At 66.3% G+C, this 12,499-nt stretch carries 16 protein-coding genes and 1 pseudogene; 9 read left to right on the top strand and 8 right to left on the bottom strand.

All coding sequences use genetic code 11. The features are described 5' to 3' along the window. The first annotated feature begins 19 nt into the window (after nucleotides 1-19). The 4 genes from NC7_RS29590 to NC7_RS17840 are packed head-to-tail and all read left to right on the top strand — an operon-like array spanning nucleotide 20 to nucleotide 3,133. Nucleotides 20-388, top strand: coding sequence for a hypothetical protein (locus NC7_RS29590; RefSeq protein ID WP_067984536.1), 369 nt, complete (start codon nucleotides 20-22; stop codon nucleotides 386-388). Then, nucleotides 385-1,008 carry a DUF3558 domain-containing protein gene (locus NC7_RS28595; protein WP_159372890.1) on the top strand — a complete coding sequence of 208 codons (624 nt, stop codon included), beginning with the start codon at nucleotides 385-387 and terminating at the stop codon, nucleotides 1,006-1,008. Before NC7_RS29590 ends, NC7_RS28595 begins: the two co-directional genes overlap by 4 nt. Continuing rightward, nucleotides 1,008-2,426: a PPE domain-containing protein gene (locus tag NC7_RS17845; RefSeq protein WP_067984531.1), complete on the top strand. Its 1,419-nt coding sequence runs from the start codon at nucleotides 1,008-1,010 to the stop codon at nucleotides 2,424-2,426. The genes NC7_RS28595 and NC7_RS17845 overlap by 1 nt, the downstream gene beginning before the upstream one ends. Next, nucleotides 2,423-3,133, top strand: a complete 711-nt coding sequence (locus tag NC7_RS17840; protein ID WP_067984529.1) for an ESX secretion-associated protein EspG — start codon at nucleotides 2,423-2,425, stop codon at nucleotides 3,131-3,133. Before NC7_RS17845 ends, NC7_RS17840 begins: the two co-directional genes overlap by 4 nt. Nucleotides 3,134-3,154: 21 nt before the next feature. Here NC7_RS17840 and NC7_RS17835 read toward each other — a convergent pair whose 3' ends face one another. The 6 genes and pseudogenes from NC7_RS17835 to NC7_RS30215 form a co-directional block, all read right to left on the bottom strand. After that, nucleotides 3,155-3,568 carry an arsenate reductase ArsC gene (locus tag NC7_RS17835; protein WP_067984527.1) on the bottom strand — a complete coding sequence of 138 codons (414 nt, stop codon included), beginning with the start codon at nucleotides 3,566-3,568 and terminating at the stop codon, nucleotides 3,155-3,157. Nucleotides 3,569-3,597: 29 nt separating this feature from the next. After that, a complete protein-coding gene (arsB, locus tag NC7_RS17830; RefSeq protein ID WP_067984525.1) occupies nucleotides 3,598-4,662 on the bottom strand; it encodes an ACR3 family arsenite efflux transporter in 1,065 nt (354 codons plus the stop codon). Further along, nucleotides 4,659-5,021 (bottom strand): ArsR/SmtB family transcription factor, encoded by a 363-nt coding sequence (locus NC7_RS17825; RefSeq protein ID WP_067984523.1) that lies wholly within the window; start codon nucleotides 5,019-5,021, stop codon nucleotides 4,659-4,661. The genes arsB and NC7_RS17825 overlap by 4 nt, the downstream gene beginning before the upstream one ends. Nucleotides 5,022-5,150: 129 nt before the next feature. Next, on the bottom strand, nucleotides 5,151-6,461 hold the full coding sequence (locus tag NC7_RS17820) for an FtsX-like permease family protein (protein ID WP_067984720.1): 1,311 nt from the start codon (nucleotides 6,459-6,461) through the stop codon (nucleotides 5,151-5,153). Then, nucleotides 6,458-6,727 (bottom strand): ATP-binding cassette domain-containing protein, encoded by a 270-nt coding sequence (locus NC7_RS30220; RefSeq protein WP_236573583.1) that lies wholly within the window; start codon nucleotides 6,725-6,727, stop codon nucleotides 6,458-6,460. The genes NC7_RS17820 and NC7_RS30220 overlap by 4 nt, the downstream gene beginning before the upstream one ends. 36 nt (nucleotides 6,728-6,763) lie before the next feature. After that, nucleotides 6,764-7,095, bottom strand: a pseudogene (locus NC7_RS30215) (ABC transporter ATP-binding protein); the annotation flags it as partial. Between the two features lie 205 nt (nucleotides 7,096-7,300). On the opposite strand from NC7_RS30215, the gene NC7_RS17810 reads away from it, so the two are divergent. Further along, complete coding sequence (locus tag NC7_RS17810; RefSeq protein ID WP_067984521.1) at nucleotides 7,301-7,861, top strand: TetR/AcrR family transcriptional regulator; 561 nt, start codon at nucleotides 7,301-7,303, stop codon at nucleotides 7,859-7,861. A gap of 68 nt (nucleotides 7,862-7,929) precedes the next feature. Continuing rightward, nucleotides 7,930-8,355, top strand: coding sequence for a hypothetical protein (locus NC7_RS17805; RefSeq protein WP_067984519.1), 426 nt, complete (start codon nucleotides 7,930-7,932; stop codon nucleotides 8,353-8,355). Nucleotides 8,356-8,417: 62 nt separating this feature from the next. Here the strand turns inward: NC7_RS17805 and NC7_RS17800 are convergent, their stop codons facing one another. Both NC7_RS17800 and NC7_RS17795 read right to left on the bottom strand, forming a co-directional pair. Beyond that, nucleotides 8,418-8,816: a hypothetical protein gene (locus NC7_RS17800; protein WP_067984517.1), complete on the bottom strand. Its 399-nt coding sequence runs from the start codon at nucleotides 8,814-8,816 to the stop codon at nucleotides 8,418-8,420. A 325-nt stretch (nucleotides 8,817-9,141) separates the two neighbouring features. After that, nucleotides 9,142-10,266 (bottom strand): NADAR family protein, encoded by a 1,125-nt coding sequence (locus NC7_RS17795; protein ID WP_067984515.1) that lies wholly within the window; start codon nucleotides 10,264-10,266, stop codon nucleotides 9,142-9,144. Between the two features lie 84 nt (nucleotides 10,267-10,350). Between NC7_RS17795 and NC7_RS17790 the strand changes: the two genes are divergently transcribed. From NC7_RS17790 to NC7_RS17780, 3 genes are all read left to right on the top strand, one after another. Further along, nucleotides 10,351-10,866, top strand: a complete 516-nt coding sequence (locus NC7_RS17790; RefSeq protein WP_167352436.1) for a DUF1990 domain-containing protein — start codon at nucleotides 10,351-10,353, stop codon at nucleotides 10,864-10,866. A gap of 72 nt (nucleotides 10,867-10,938) precedes the next feature. Next, a complete protein-coding gene (locus NC7_RS17785) occupies nucleotides 10,939-11,577 on the top strand; it encodes an SMI1/KNR4 family protein (protein ID WP_159372889.1) in 639 nt (212 codons plus the stop codon). A gap of 271 nt (nucleotides 11,578-11,848) precedes the next feature. After that, nucleotides 11,849-12,421, top strand: coding sequence for a hypothetical protein (locus NC7_RS17780; RefSeq protein ID WP_067984511.1), 573 nt, complete (start codon nucleotides 11,849-11,851; stop codon nucleotides 12,419-12,421). Nucleotides 12,422-12,499: the final 78 nt, after the last annotated feature.

Here is a 12,499-nt window from a genome sequence, read left to right as displayed (position 1 = left end):
GAAACGATGGGAGCGGCCAATGGCTGACACTGCTCATGCCAAGGAGCTTTTCGCCGCTGCCGAGGCGGGAACCTTTGTGCTCACCGAGTCGGCGGCACGGGAATGCGCATCGCATTTCACGTGGTACGCCGAACGGTTGGCGAGCTTCCAGGATCAGGTGTTCGAGCAGTCGAGACAGTCCGGCTATGGCGGGTTCGAGTCCGCGAAGCAGTTGCAGTCCGGCTTCGAGGCGAAGGCGCTACAGGGTTGCGAAGCGCTCAAACAGGCAGAACAGGTCGCATATCAGATGGCTGCCGCGATTTATCGGGCGGCCGGACTTTTCGACGACGTCGACCGTGCCAACGCCTCGGCGCTGCAGGCCGTCACGAATCCGGTGGCCGGATCATGAACGCGCAGTACCGCAGGCAGGCGGCTGTGGTGTCGATCGCCATTGCGGCAGCCGTTTCGGCTGGGTGTTCCAGCTCGCAGCCCGGTGAGGCCACGCCGTCGCCGGGTTCGGCCGCACCTGCCTCGGCACGCCCGACCCTGACCGCCGCGCATCTGCAACCGCCGTCCCAGGACAACAAATATGCGAAGTCGAGCGGCAGGTCCGCGGTGGTTGTGGATCCGTGCACGTGGATCGATGACGCGAGCATTCAGGCCACAGGATTCGACCCGTCTTCTCGTCGTCGGGGCAAGGACATGGTTGCTGAATACACCTTCCTGTCGTGCAACTTCAAGCGTGGCGACGATGAGGTCTTGGCGCTCGAGTCGAGCAACGTGTCGTTGGACGAGGTTCGCGCCAAGTATGCGGGGAGAACCGAAGATCTCGTGGTGAACGGCCGCCCGGCGGTGAAATCGTCGAAGGGCGACCCCGATGGTTGTTCTGTCGATCTCCAGACGGCCGTGGGATATCTCGGAATCACGGTCCGCACTCATACAGCGGGCCGGGTCAAAGGGATGCAACCCTGCGACAACATCATCGAGATCGCCACGACACTCGAGCCGACCATCGGAAAGGACAACTGATGACCGGCGACAACCCGGTATTGTCCGGCCCCGCGATCGTCACGGGTATCACCGGATCGACGCCAGAAATAGTGCGGGCAGGCCAGGGCGCGGCCACCACTCGTCAGTGGGCGTCGGATCTCGCTCAATCGGCGGCCGATGGTGCGCACGATCCCGCCTACATCCAGACGATGGAGAATTTCCAGGGCATCTCTCATCAGGAGATCTACGACCACGCCCAGCAGATGCAACCGGGAACGATGCACGCCGCTGCCGAGGCGTGGAAGTTGATCGGGACCGGGATGCAGTTCGCGACCATGAATTTGGGGCTCAAAGTTCGTAAGTCGGCGGCGGGCGGGTGGGCGGGCGCGTCGGCGGATGCGATGCTGGCGGCCCTCGACCGTTTCGTCGGTGAGATGACGGGCATGCAGGACATCGCCAATGGGGTGGGGTGGCGGATCGAGTCGGCCGCGTTGGCGGCGGAGGCGGTGAAGGCGGCTGTTCCACCGCCGCCGTCGGGCGACAAACCCGCCGCTCCGCTCATTCCGGGGCTGGAGAATCCTGCCGTTCTCACCAACTCCGCGCAGTCGGCCAGTGACAGTCATCTGGAGGCTGTCTGGGCGATGACGAATCACTATGTGCCCAATTACGATCCGGCCGGGCAAGGTGTGCCGACCTTCGGTGCGCCGACTGAGCCCGGTGAGGGCGCGAGCATCCAGGGGGCTCCTGGGAACTCGGTTCTGTCGGGCGATGCCGCGGGTGACCAATCCTCGGGAACTCGACTGGGTGTAGGGGACCAGCCGGGTGCGGACGCGGGCAATCAGCTGGTTTCGGATGGCCTGGAGTCAGAAGAAGCGAACGACGATCCAAGTTCAGACGGCGCTTCGGGCAATGAGGCGGGTTCGGCGGAAGACAACGGTGGATCCGCCGATGATCCGTCGGATGACAGCAGCACCACCGCGGCATCGACAGACCCCGGCGCCGTCGGTTCGTCCTCCGGTTCGCCGAACAGCGTTGGGGGAGCGCCTGGTTCGGGTCAATCCGGCTCGCCGGGTGGTGCGGGCGCGTCCGGTGGGCAAGCGGGCGCAGGCGTTCCAGGGGCGGGTCGTGCGCTGCCGGGTACCCCGGTCGCGGGCCCGGTCGCCGCTGTGGCGGGCGGACCGACCGGCGGGGCGGGTGGCCGCGCCTACCCGGGTATGGCCGGAATGCCGGGCGCGGGCGCAGGCCGTCGACAAGACGACGACGAGCGTAAGACGCCGGACTGGTTGGTCGACCAGCGCAACACCGAGGAGCTGATCGGCCCGCGCGAACCCACAGTCCCAGCGGTGTTCGGCATCGATGACGGTCCGGTTCGCGAGGGTGACTGGGAGACGCTGCGTCGCGACGAATCCGCGTACGGCCAGGACGACTGGACCACACCCGACGAGCAGCCTCGATGAAGTGGCACTTCACACCGGACGAATTCATCTATGTCTGTGGTGAGTTCGGCGCCGACCGGTTCCCGGCGCCGCTGCGGTTGCTGAGCTCGGCGCGGTACCGCTCGGAGTGGGAAATCATCGAGGCATCCTGCCGCTCGCGCATCCACGTGCGCGACGACGTCGACCTCTTTCCGGTGCTCCGAACGATTTTCGAACCGGAGACCGCGATCGAGGTGGTGGGCAACCGCGATCGGCCGATTCGCGCGTATGGCGCGGTCGTCACCGATATCGGTGTCGCCGTCGTCCAACATCCCGGCGCGACACAGGAATACGGTGGCGATGTGACGATTCAGGTGGGGTCGGTCAACGTCGTCACACGAATGGTCGCGGCGGTAGCGGGCAGCGCACCCGCCGGAAACACCGGCCGGATGGTCGAAACAGTGGATCGTCTCCAGGGGCGAAGCCCGGAATCCTCGTGGTCGGCTGCCCTGACCCGTGAGGCGATCCGTATGCGTGATCTGTTGGCGGCGCCCCGAACCGGTAGCGGACACGTCAAGGTCACGCATACCGGCACGGCCGTGTCGAGATACGCGAGCTGGTTCGACGTCCGCAACGACGGCCGGTACGTCTACACCCGCCACGGCCGCGAAATCCACATCGATCCCTGCGGCGACCAGCAATTCGTCGACCACCTCCGCCGCCTCGCGATGCCGCATCAGCCTCGATGACGGCTCCGCGAGCAGGTGCACCTACGGGCTCTCGACCGGTGCCAGTTCGGCGATCAGGTCCTCGATGCGTTTCCTGATCTCGTCGCGGATCGGGCGTACTGCTTCCACGCTCTTGCCTGCCGGATCGTCCAGCTGCCAGTCGCGGTAGTCGACGCCGGGGAAGTAGGGGCAGGTGTCGCCGCATCCCATCGTGATGACGACGGTGGAGGTTTCGACTGTGTCGGGGGTGAGGATTTCGGGGGATCGGTCGGTGATGTCGATGCCGAGTTCGGCCATCGCCGCGACGGCCGCGGGGTTGAGGGTGTCCGCGGGCGCGGTGCCCGCGGAGCGGACCTCGATCGCATCGCCCGCGAGGTGGGTCAGGAAGGCCTGCGCCATCTGGGATCGTCCGGCGTTGTGGACACAGACGAAGAGCACGCTCGGGGTGGAGGGCATGGGTATCAATGCCTTTCGGGAGAGGAAGATCAGAACGCGTCGGCGGCGAAGCGCTTTCGCAGGACTAGCGAGACGTAGACGAGCCCGACGAGAACCGGGACCTCGATGAGTGGGCCGACCACGCCCGCGAGTGCCTCGCCGGAACTCGCGCCGTAGGTCGCGATGGCGACGGCGATGGCCAACTCGAAATTGTTGCCCGCGGCAGTGAAGGCCAGTGTCGTGGTGCGTGCGTAGCCGAGGCCGAGGACCGCGCCGAGCGCGAAGCCACCGCCCCACATCACCGCGAAGTACACCAGCAGAGGCAGTGCGATGCGGGCCACGTCCCACGGATGGGCGGTGATCTGCTGACCTTGCAGCGCGAACAGGATCACGATGGTGAACAGCAGACCGTAGAGCGCCCACGGGCCGATGGCGGGCAGGAACGTCGACTCGTACCAGGCGCGGCCCTTCGCGCGTTCGCCGATGCGCCTGCTCAGATAGCCCGCGACGAGCGGAATGCCGAGGAAGAACAGCACCGAGGTCGCGATGTCCCACGGTGAGGTGTCGATCTGGGTTCGCTCGAGGCCGAGCCACCCGGGCAGCACCGACAGGTAGAACCAGCCGAGCGCGGCGAACATGAACACCTGGAACACCGAGTTCAGCGCGACCAGCACGGCGGCGGCCTCACGGTCACCGCAGGCCAGGTCGTTCCAGATGATGACCATGGCGATGCACCGGGCCAGGCCGACGATGATCAGACCGGTGCGGTACTCGGGCAGGTCGGACAGGAAGATCCAGGCCAGCGCGAACATGAGCGCGGGTCCGAAGATCCAGTTCAGCGCCAGCGAGGAGATCATCAGCTTGCGATCGCCGGTGACGGTGTCGAGGCGGTCGTAGCGCACCTTGGCCAGCACCGGGTACATCATGATCAGCAGGCCGATCGCGATCGGCAGCGAGACACCGTCGATCTCGACCGCGCCGAGCGTGTCACCGAGGCCGGGAACCAGGCGGCTCAACAGGATTCCGACCAGCATCGCCGCACCGATCCACAGCGGCAGGAATCGGTCGAGCGTCGACAGCTTCCCGGCGACGGGCAACTCGGCCGTCGTACTCACGCGGGCACATCCTCGGTGGCCAGCGCGCTCGCGATGCGGGCGAACGCTTCGGGCACCACGCGGTAGTACACCCAGGAAGCACGCCGCTCACTGGTGAGCAACCCCGCCTCGCGCAGCACTTTGAGGTGATGCGAGATCGTCGGCTGGCCGACCTCGACTCCGTCGGAGATATCGCACACGCACGCCTCACCACCGGCGCGGCTCGCCACCAGCGACAGCAGCCGCAGCCGCACCGGATCCGACAACGCCTTGAACAGTGCGGCGAGTTCGACGGCCTCGCTGTGGGTCAACGGATCGCGAACGACCGGTTCCGTGCAGCAGGTGGCATCAATTGCCAGATCCAGCTCCGACTTCGACATGCATCGATATTGACGTATGTCGAATCAAATGGCAAACGGGTGGGATCGGGCGACGGAGTATCTCTCCACGAACATCGTGGTGGTCCGTCGAGCCGACCGATCGGTGGTCGGCTCGACGGGTGGTCGGTCTCACGCCGCGGCGGCGCGGACCGCTCGACGACCCGCCACCGCGGTCACACCCACCGTCGTGCAAGCGCCGAGCACGACGGCGACCGCATAGGGCAGTGGTGCGAAGGCGGCGAGTGGGCCACCGGTTTTGACGATCGCGAACGGCACGGTGGTGACGAACGCGCCGACGGCGCCGGTGACCGTGCTGATGGTGACGGCCGTGGCGGCCTCACCGATGAGCATCTGTCGTGACTGGCTCGGTGTCGCCCCGATGAGGTGCATGGTGGCGAACTCGGTGTGGCGGCGGGCGATGGACGCGATCAGATTGTTGGACAGGGCGATTGCCATGAACGCGGCGATGAGGAACACCACCAGGTAATTGATGGTGGCCATCAGTTCCCCGTCGCCGCCGTCGGCGCCGTGACCGTTCTCGATGCTCTGCATGGACAAGGTCCCCGCCGCGACCCCGATGAACAGGGTCAGGAACGTCACCGCCGGACGTATCCGCTCCGGCGCGGTGGCCAGATTGAGTGCCACGAGATGCCCCGCGGGACCCGAGCGCAGCGCCGGAATCCGGGCGAGCACGCGCTGCGCCGCGCGGATCAGCTCCGGTGCGAGCAGACCGGAGCCGACGCCAGCGAGGACGCACGCGGGGCCGGTCAGCGCGGTGGTCATGATGTCGTCCGCATCCACCGTGAGCACGGCGATGGAGGACGCGAGACCCGCCGTGAGTGCCGCACCGGCCGCGATCCGGCGCCCTGCCCCGCCCCGCGACCGTGCCGGAGCAGGGTCCTCGACCGGGCTCCTGGCGGCGATGGTCCGGCTGCCGATCCAGGCGGCGGCAACGGCGGCGCCGAGCATCAGCACCGTCGCGATCAGCGGAAACACCGCTCCGGGTGCATAGCCCGTGGCATCGTCCACCAGGTCCGCGCCGCGAATGCCCGCGAGCAGGCCCACGCCGAGCAGTTGGCCGCCGAGCAGCCCGGGAAGGGCGGCGATGCTCGCCACGATGGCGGTTTCGGCGGCGATCATCCGGCGGATCTGCGGCGGCGTCGCGCCGATGAGCCGGATGCCCGCGATCTCGTTCGCTCGCCCGTGCAGGGCGACCGCGATCGTGGAGATCATCGCGAACAGGACGATCGCCAGCACCCAACCGCCGAGGATGAGCGGGAACTGGACGAGAAAGTCGCGGTCGTCCGGAACAGCGGAAAGACCCGTGCCCAACAGGCCTGCCATGGCGGTGACCAGCGCCGTTCCGGCGGCCGCGACGAGCCCGGTCGCGACGGCGGAGGCGCGGTGGTGCGCGAACGAGCGCGCGACCAGGCGCATCATCGCGACCACACAGTCGAGTCGCGTTCGGCGGATTCGACCAGCACGGCCATCCGGTTCGCGACATCGCCCGCAGTGGGTCGGGCGAGACGATCGATCAGGCTGCCGTCGGCGAGGAACAGGACCTCGTCGGAGTAGGACGCGGCGACCGGGTCGTGGGTGACCATGATGATGGTCTGTCCCTGGTCGGCGAGGCGACGCAGGAGGGTGAGAACGTCTCGGGCGCTACGGATGTCGAGCGCGCCGGTCGGCTCGTCCGCGAACACCACCTCGGGCTCGGTGATCAGGGCACGAGCGATCGCGACGCGCTGGCGCTGACCCCCGGAGAGTTGGTCGGGCCGGTGCTCGGCGCGTTCGCCGAGCCGACATGAGCCAGGAGGGCGCGGGTGCGGTCGCGGTCCGGGCGCCGCCCGTCCAGACGCAGCGGCAGCTCCACATTGTCGATCGTCGACAGGGCGGGCAGCAGGTTGAACGACTGGAAGACGAACCCGATCCGGCGGCGGCGCAGCTTCGCCAACTCGGTCTGATCGAGCGCGTCCAGCGCCTGGCCGCCGAAGGTGATCCGGCCCGAAGTCGGCGGCTGCAACCCGGCCGCGCAGTGCAGGAGGGTCGTTTTGCCCGACCCCGAGGGGCCCATGATCGCCGTGAACGACCCGGGCGCGAGGTCGAGGTCGACACCGCGCAGCGCGTGGACCGAGCCGCTCTCGCCGGGGTACTCGCGGCGCAGTCCGCGTAGGGACAGCACCGGTGGGGCTGAAGTAGTGGCGTGCATGGGATTCCTCCATGTATACGTCTGTTCTAAACGGTCGTTGTAAACGAACGTTTATATATAGTATCGCCACATGAGCAATCGAGACAAGCTCCGGCAGGCGGCACGTGACTGTCTGCTCTCGCTGGGGTACGCGAACACGACCGTGCGCGAGTTGGTCAAGGCGTCGGGAGCCAATCAGGCGTCGATCAACTACCACTTCGGATCCAAGGAACGCCTGCTCACCGACACGTTGCACGACCTCAACCGGGAATGGGGTGATGTCCTCTTCGCCGCGCTCGACGGCGTGGATCCGCCCGGTCCGGCCGGGAACGCCGCGAGGTGGGAGCGGATCATCGCCTCGATCAACGAGCACCGGGCGCTGTGGTACGTGAACTTCGAGTCGGTGTCGGCCGCCCGGCACGACGAGGAGATCCGGGCGATGATCGCCGCCGGGCAACGCGCCGCCCGTCGCATCCTCGCCCACGCTTTCGGCGGGCTCGACCCCGACACCGCCGATGCCGAGACCGTCGACGCGGTGGGGTCGCACTACTTCGCGCTGCTCGTCGGTGTGGCAAGCCAGTGGCTCGCCGACCCCGACCATGCCCCTACCGCGGAACGGATCGTTGCGGTCGACACATTGCGAAACTTCTAGTTTCGTAACTATGGTGTGTCGTGCGCGCTCGAGACGGCGTGCGAGGCATGGAAAGTGGAGGAGTTGTCATGAAGCAACGGTTTACGGTCGCGGCCCTCGGTGGAGCATTCGCCGCCCTGGTCGCGGTGGCCCCGCCCGCGTCGGCGCAGCAGGTGGTGCCCGGTGTCGACTGCCACCGCTTCTCCTGCACCAACAACACCGACGACCCCTACCGCGTCGACGCCCTCGTCCTGTGCACCGAGGGTGCGAGCGTCCCGCGCAGCGTCTGGGTTCCGCCGCGTGGCTCCGCGGATCTTCCCGCCTGGTGCCCGCCCGTCACCAAGCTGGGCACACCGAAACCGCCCCGCTGGGAATTACAGTCCGACGGCACCTACGGCTACACCTACCCCGGCCCGCCGAAACCGGAAGTCGTGCAGAGCTTCGCGATGACGGCGACGTTCCTCGGCGCGCAGATCGACCACGATCGACCGTCGGGTCTGTCGTCCGGTTCGTAGCAACGCGCAGCGGCGCCCCGATTGTGAGATCAGGGCGCCGCAGGGTGGTGCTCCGCCAGGGTTCACGCGTCGAGCGCACCCGTGATCTTCGCGGCCATCGCGGTGACGGCCGGGCGCGCCGCCCCCTTGGCGGGCCGCGTCGCCGCATCGATCGCGACGAGCACGGTATCGCGGAAGTTGGCTGCCTCGCCGGGGTAGGCGGCGAGCACGGCCATGGCCGCGGTCAGGCTCGGCAACACGGTGTCGGCGAGTTCGGCGACCGTCTTACCCGGCAGGCGGATGTCACGAGACTTCGTCGAGAGAACATGTCCGACCAGCCCCGTCGCGGAGGTGAGCGCGACGGAACCGTGCGAGACAGCCTTGTGCGGCGCACCGGCGGCGGCGATCAGCGAGACGGCTCCGTAAGCGGCGGTGCGCAGGGTGGCCTTGTCCTGGTCGGTCAGGGTGATGGTGGTGTTCATGATGTGCTCCTCGTAATCTCCTGGGACCCAACCACTTCGGTCGGTCCCGCTTTGTTCGATGAACACACTTTGTCCGGCCTCGCTGACACGGACCTGACGCCCGACTGACAGCTGTGCTGACAGGGAAGGCGCCGGTCATGGCGACAGCCCCGATGTGAGTTGCGGATCGCGGTCTGAGCCGGTTCGCCGAAGACGCCGTGCATCGTGGCCGGAAAACGTGGCTCAGTGCGGAGCGGCTGGCGACGCCTTACTCAGAGAGTCTTCGAGCCCGCGTCGATCGTCTCGGCCATTGTTGAACGTACCCAGTCGGTTGTAGACCGTGAACTCAGGACAACTCGGCGAGTCCGATACGGGCGCACACCGACTCGGCTCGAATCAGTTCCAGGAGTCGGCCGAGCCAGTTGGCGCCGTCCTCGCTGCCCGTGCCCCAATACGGGGAGTTCAATTCCTGATAGTAGATGGGACTGTCGCCGGTAGCGACGAGCCGTTCGGCCAGCTCGGGATGTTGAGTGAATTTGGCGCGAAGCAGGGCGGCCATGACTGCTGAGCGTATGACCGACCAGTCAGGGCGCCGAGTGCCCGTCATGGCGATCTTTCGGGCGTCGTAGGGGCGTTCGGCCTGCCGGATCTGTTCGGCGATGTCCGGTTCTCGGGTGGAGAGCGCCCAATAGGCGTGCACGACGGTGCGATAGCGGTGGTCGTCGTAAGTGACCGGCGCGGGAAACTCGTTGCGCAACACCAGAACACCCGCTTCGTCGGGCCATCCTTGCGGAAAGACGACCTGGGGCAGGGTGATCGCGTCGGATCGCCCTTGCTCCGGCTCATCCGTTACCCGCCGCTGCGCCCACTCGTCCTCGGACCGCGTGCGCTCGATGAAATATGCGAACGCGTCATCGCGCATCTGCTCGGTGACGAACTCGCCGCCGCCGATCATCGGTTCGTCCACGGCGGTGCAGATCACCCGCAGGGGCCAATCCTTGCTGTCCATGTCGCCGAGCGCATAACGCCGATCGGATCTCGGAATCTTCAGATACGCCTCGGCCAAGGCCCGGCGCTCGGCTTCGTCGCGGCTGTTCACGTAACCGGCGATCAATTGACGACAGCGGCCGGTCGAATCGGGTCGTCCGTTGAGCCGGTCGATCGCGTCGGCGACCTGAACCACGAAGTCCTCCGGGTCGATCCACACCTGCGGCTCGAGAAACTTCCACCCGGCCAAATCGTGTGCCGAAGCCTGCGCACCCGACTCGATCGTGGTGGCGACCCAACCACTCGCGAGTTTGTCCCGCAAACCGTCGAGATCGATCATGCCCCAGCAGTCGATCGCACCATCGGCGTAGATCTTCAGGTCGGTCAGAAAATAGCTGCCCCCGTTGCGGATGAAGATCGGCCGCCACGTGCCCTCGACCCGCTGCCCGTCCACGACCCGATACGTTCGATTTCCCCTACCCATGCGGATGAGGTTAGTCCGTCCGAATGCTGAGTTCCCTGCCAAGCTTCCCTTCCTGGCCGAAGAACTCGGTCGCGCTCTATCGTCGTGGGCATGCAGGCTCTGACCTATGCGCCCGCGGGTGCGACCTGTCCCGCCGAGAGCGGCTGGGCCGACGAATTCGGTGGGTTCCGGCGGTTCGAGACGTCGGTGGTGATCGGGCGGGGCGAGCGGGTGTGGGAAGAAGCGCGGCAGGCGGTGTTGTGTTGGGGAGTCAAGCAGCGCAGTGGTTTTCGGGTGGTACCGGATTCGCGTGTGGTGGTCGGTGCGGAGTATCGGGTGAGTGTCGGGTGGGGGCCGCTGTCGGTGCACGAACCCGTGCGGGTGGTGGCGGTGGTCGATAACGAGGACAGGTGTGGGTTCGCCTACGGCACTCTGCCTGGGCATCCGGTGTGCGGAGAGGAGGCATTCGTCGTGCATCGACGACCTGACGGGATCGTGGAATTCACCCTACGGTCGCTCACCAAACCCGCACCGGCCGGATACTGGCGGAGACTCTTTCCGATCTTGCTCGTCGCCCAGCGTCACTACCGCCGCCGCTATCTGCGCGCACTGCTGAGTTGACCCGCGCCGACGTGGGTGCGGTCCGAACTTCGGCGACGATCGCACGCTGTCGGCCGTGCGATGATGTGGCTCATGTCGGGAGCGATAGACGCGGAAACCGTTGTCGAGGAATGGAAGTCGCGGCTCATCGCGCTCGCGGAACGACCTGAGTACGTGTTTGTCGACACGCCGCAAGAGTTGATCGATCGGCATCGGGCGCGGCTCGTCACTTTCGAAGGTTGTACCGACGCCGAGCTCGAGGCCGTCGAGTCACGGATCGGCGGGCGGTTTCCCGCTGTGTTTCGGCAGTACCTTCTGCAAATGGGTGAGGCGTGTGGTGACCTCTTTCGAGGGAGCGAGACTGGCGGTATTCGCAGCTTCGATCAATTGCGGGACGACGCGCGGGAGATCGTCGACGACGTGGGCGGTAGGTGGGCATTGCCGTCTGACGCCGCCGTCGTTCTCACCCATCAGGGCTATACGTTCGATTATGTGCGCGCGGTCGGCGGATTCGACGGGCCCGTTCTGCGATGGACGGACGGGAAACCCCATGAGGAGACTCGGATCGCGGCCACGTTCGCCCGATATGTCGACGGGCAGCTCCGATTGTGCGAGCGCAACAACCGCGCCGCCCGTGAGCGGGGCGGGTATTCCCTAGTGCTCTTCCCGGGTGGTGGAGGGCGGCGCATATACCCGGCGCGGAACCCGGGCGATCGTTCCCAACGGGCCTGAGGCTCAACAGCACTCCGGACGCGCCACGCACCCCGACCCTGAGCCGGGCAAAAACGCGGAATTCCGAATACGCCCTGCACGCCACCTATCTGTACGCGAGAGAGATTCGTATATCGATCGCGAATCCGAACCGAAGAATGGATTGGTCAACAGGCAGTAATGTGAAATAGATCACAAAGGTTGCTTTGATGCTTTTCGGCTATTACTAATAGCTCGGTCGACATTCGATTGGTCCGGTTCGGGGGGCATAAGTTTCCAGAGGGAGTAGTCAATGTTCTCGCGCTCAACTCGCAGCATTCTCCTCGGTGCACTGCCGGTGATCGTGGCGGTCACCTTCGCTGGTAGTGGTGCGGCGTCCGCGGATGCCCTCGCTGATCAGCAGGCGCAGCCGACTGCCGTGCTGGCCGTCCAGGCGGAAAATCTCGCGAACGCCGTCGCCGAGATCTCGTTCGGCTCAGCCGTTCCGGCGGAAGCGGCCGTGGAAGCGGTCATTTCGCCGGAGGTCGAGTTCTCGAGCGAAGACGCTGTCACGGAGGTCGCCGCCCCCGTGGTTCCGGAGGCAACCGCACCGGTGGTTCCGGACGTGATCGAGACTCCGTTGCAGGAGATCGCGACCAACCCGAAGGCCGAGAATTCCGACCCCGTGATCAACGGTGCACTCGCGGGTGCCGGGATCGGTGCGCTGGCCACTCTGGTCAACTGCATCCCGTCCGCGATCGTGTTGGGCGTGGGTTATCCGATCTGTCTGCTCATCGGTGTACTTCCCCATGCGGCCGTCGGCGCCATCATCGGTGGCGTGGTCGGCCACGTGAATCCCGAAGCGGTTCCGCAGGTTCTGCCCTGAGCGGGAGTTCTGGCAGATAGTCGACTAGGTTCGAGCTCCCGGTGCTGCTGCGGTAATACGCGGTCTCGCCGGGAGTTT

Origin of the sequence: Nocardia caishijiensis NBRC 108228 (assembly GCF_001612825.1) — a bacterium.
Lineage (GTDB): Bacteria > Actinomycetota > Actinomycetes > Mycobacteriales > Mycobacteriaceae > Nocardia > Nocardia caishijiensis.
This window is presented reverse-complemented; position numbering and strand designations above follow the sequence as displayed.

Coding starts and splice junctions, on each gene's coding strand:
- NC7_RS29590 (WP_067984536.1), top strand. CDS start 20: ATGGCTGACACTGCTCATGCCAAGGAGCTTTTCGCCGCTGCCGAGGCG.
- NC7_RS28595 (WP_159372890.1), top strand. CDS start 385: ATGAACGCGCAGTACCGCAGGCAGGCGGCTGTGGTGTCGATCGCCATT.
- NC7_RS17845 (WP_067984531.1), top strand. CDS start 1,008: ATGACCGGCGACAACCCGGTATTGTCCGGCCCCGCGATCGTCACGGGT.
- NC7_RS17840 (WP_067984529.1), top strand. CDS start 2,423: ATGAAGTGGCACTTCACACCGGACGAATTCATCTATGTCTGTGGTGAG.
- NC7_RS17835 (WP_067984527.1), bottom strand. CDS start 3,568: ATGCCCTCCACCCCGAGCGTGCTCTTCGTCTGTGTCCACAACGCCGGA.
- NC7_RS17825 (WP_067984523.1), bottom strand. CDS start 5,021: ATGTCGAAGTCGGAGCTGGATCTGGCAATTGATGCCACCTGCTGCACG.
- NC7_RS17820 (WP_067984720.1), bottom strand. CDS start 6,461: ATGATGCGCCTGGTCGCGCGCTCGTTCGCGCACCACCGCGCCTCCGCC.
- NC7_RS17810 (WP_067984521.1), top strand. CDS start 7,301: ATGAGCAATCGAGACAAGCTCCGGCAGGCGGCACGTGACTGTCTGCTC.
- NC7_RS17805 (WP_067984519.1), top strand. CDS start 7,930: ATGAAGCAACGGTTTACGGTCGCGGCCCTCGGTGGAGCATTCGCCGCC.
- NC7_RS17800 (WP_067984517.1), bottom strand. CDS start 8,816: ATGAACACCACCATCACCCTGACCGACCAGGACAAGGCCACCCTGCGC.
- NC7_RS17795 (WP_067984515.1), bottom strand. CDS start 10,266: ATGGGTAGGGGAAATCGAACGTATCGGGTCGTGGACGGGCAGCGGGTC.
- NC7_RS17785 (WP_159372889.1), top strand. CDS start 10,939: ATGTCGGGAGCGATAGACGCGGAAACCGTTGTCGAGGAATGGAAGTCG.
- NC7_RS17780 (WP_067984511.1), top strand. CDS start 11,849: ATGTTCTCGCGCTCAACTCGCAGCATTCTCCTCGGTGCACTGCCGGTG.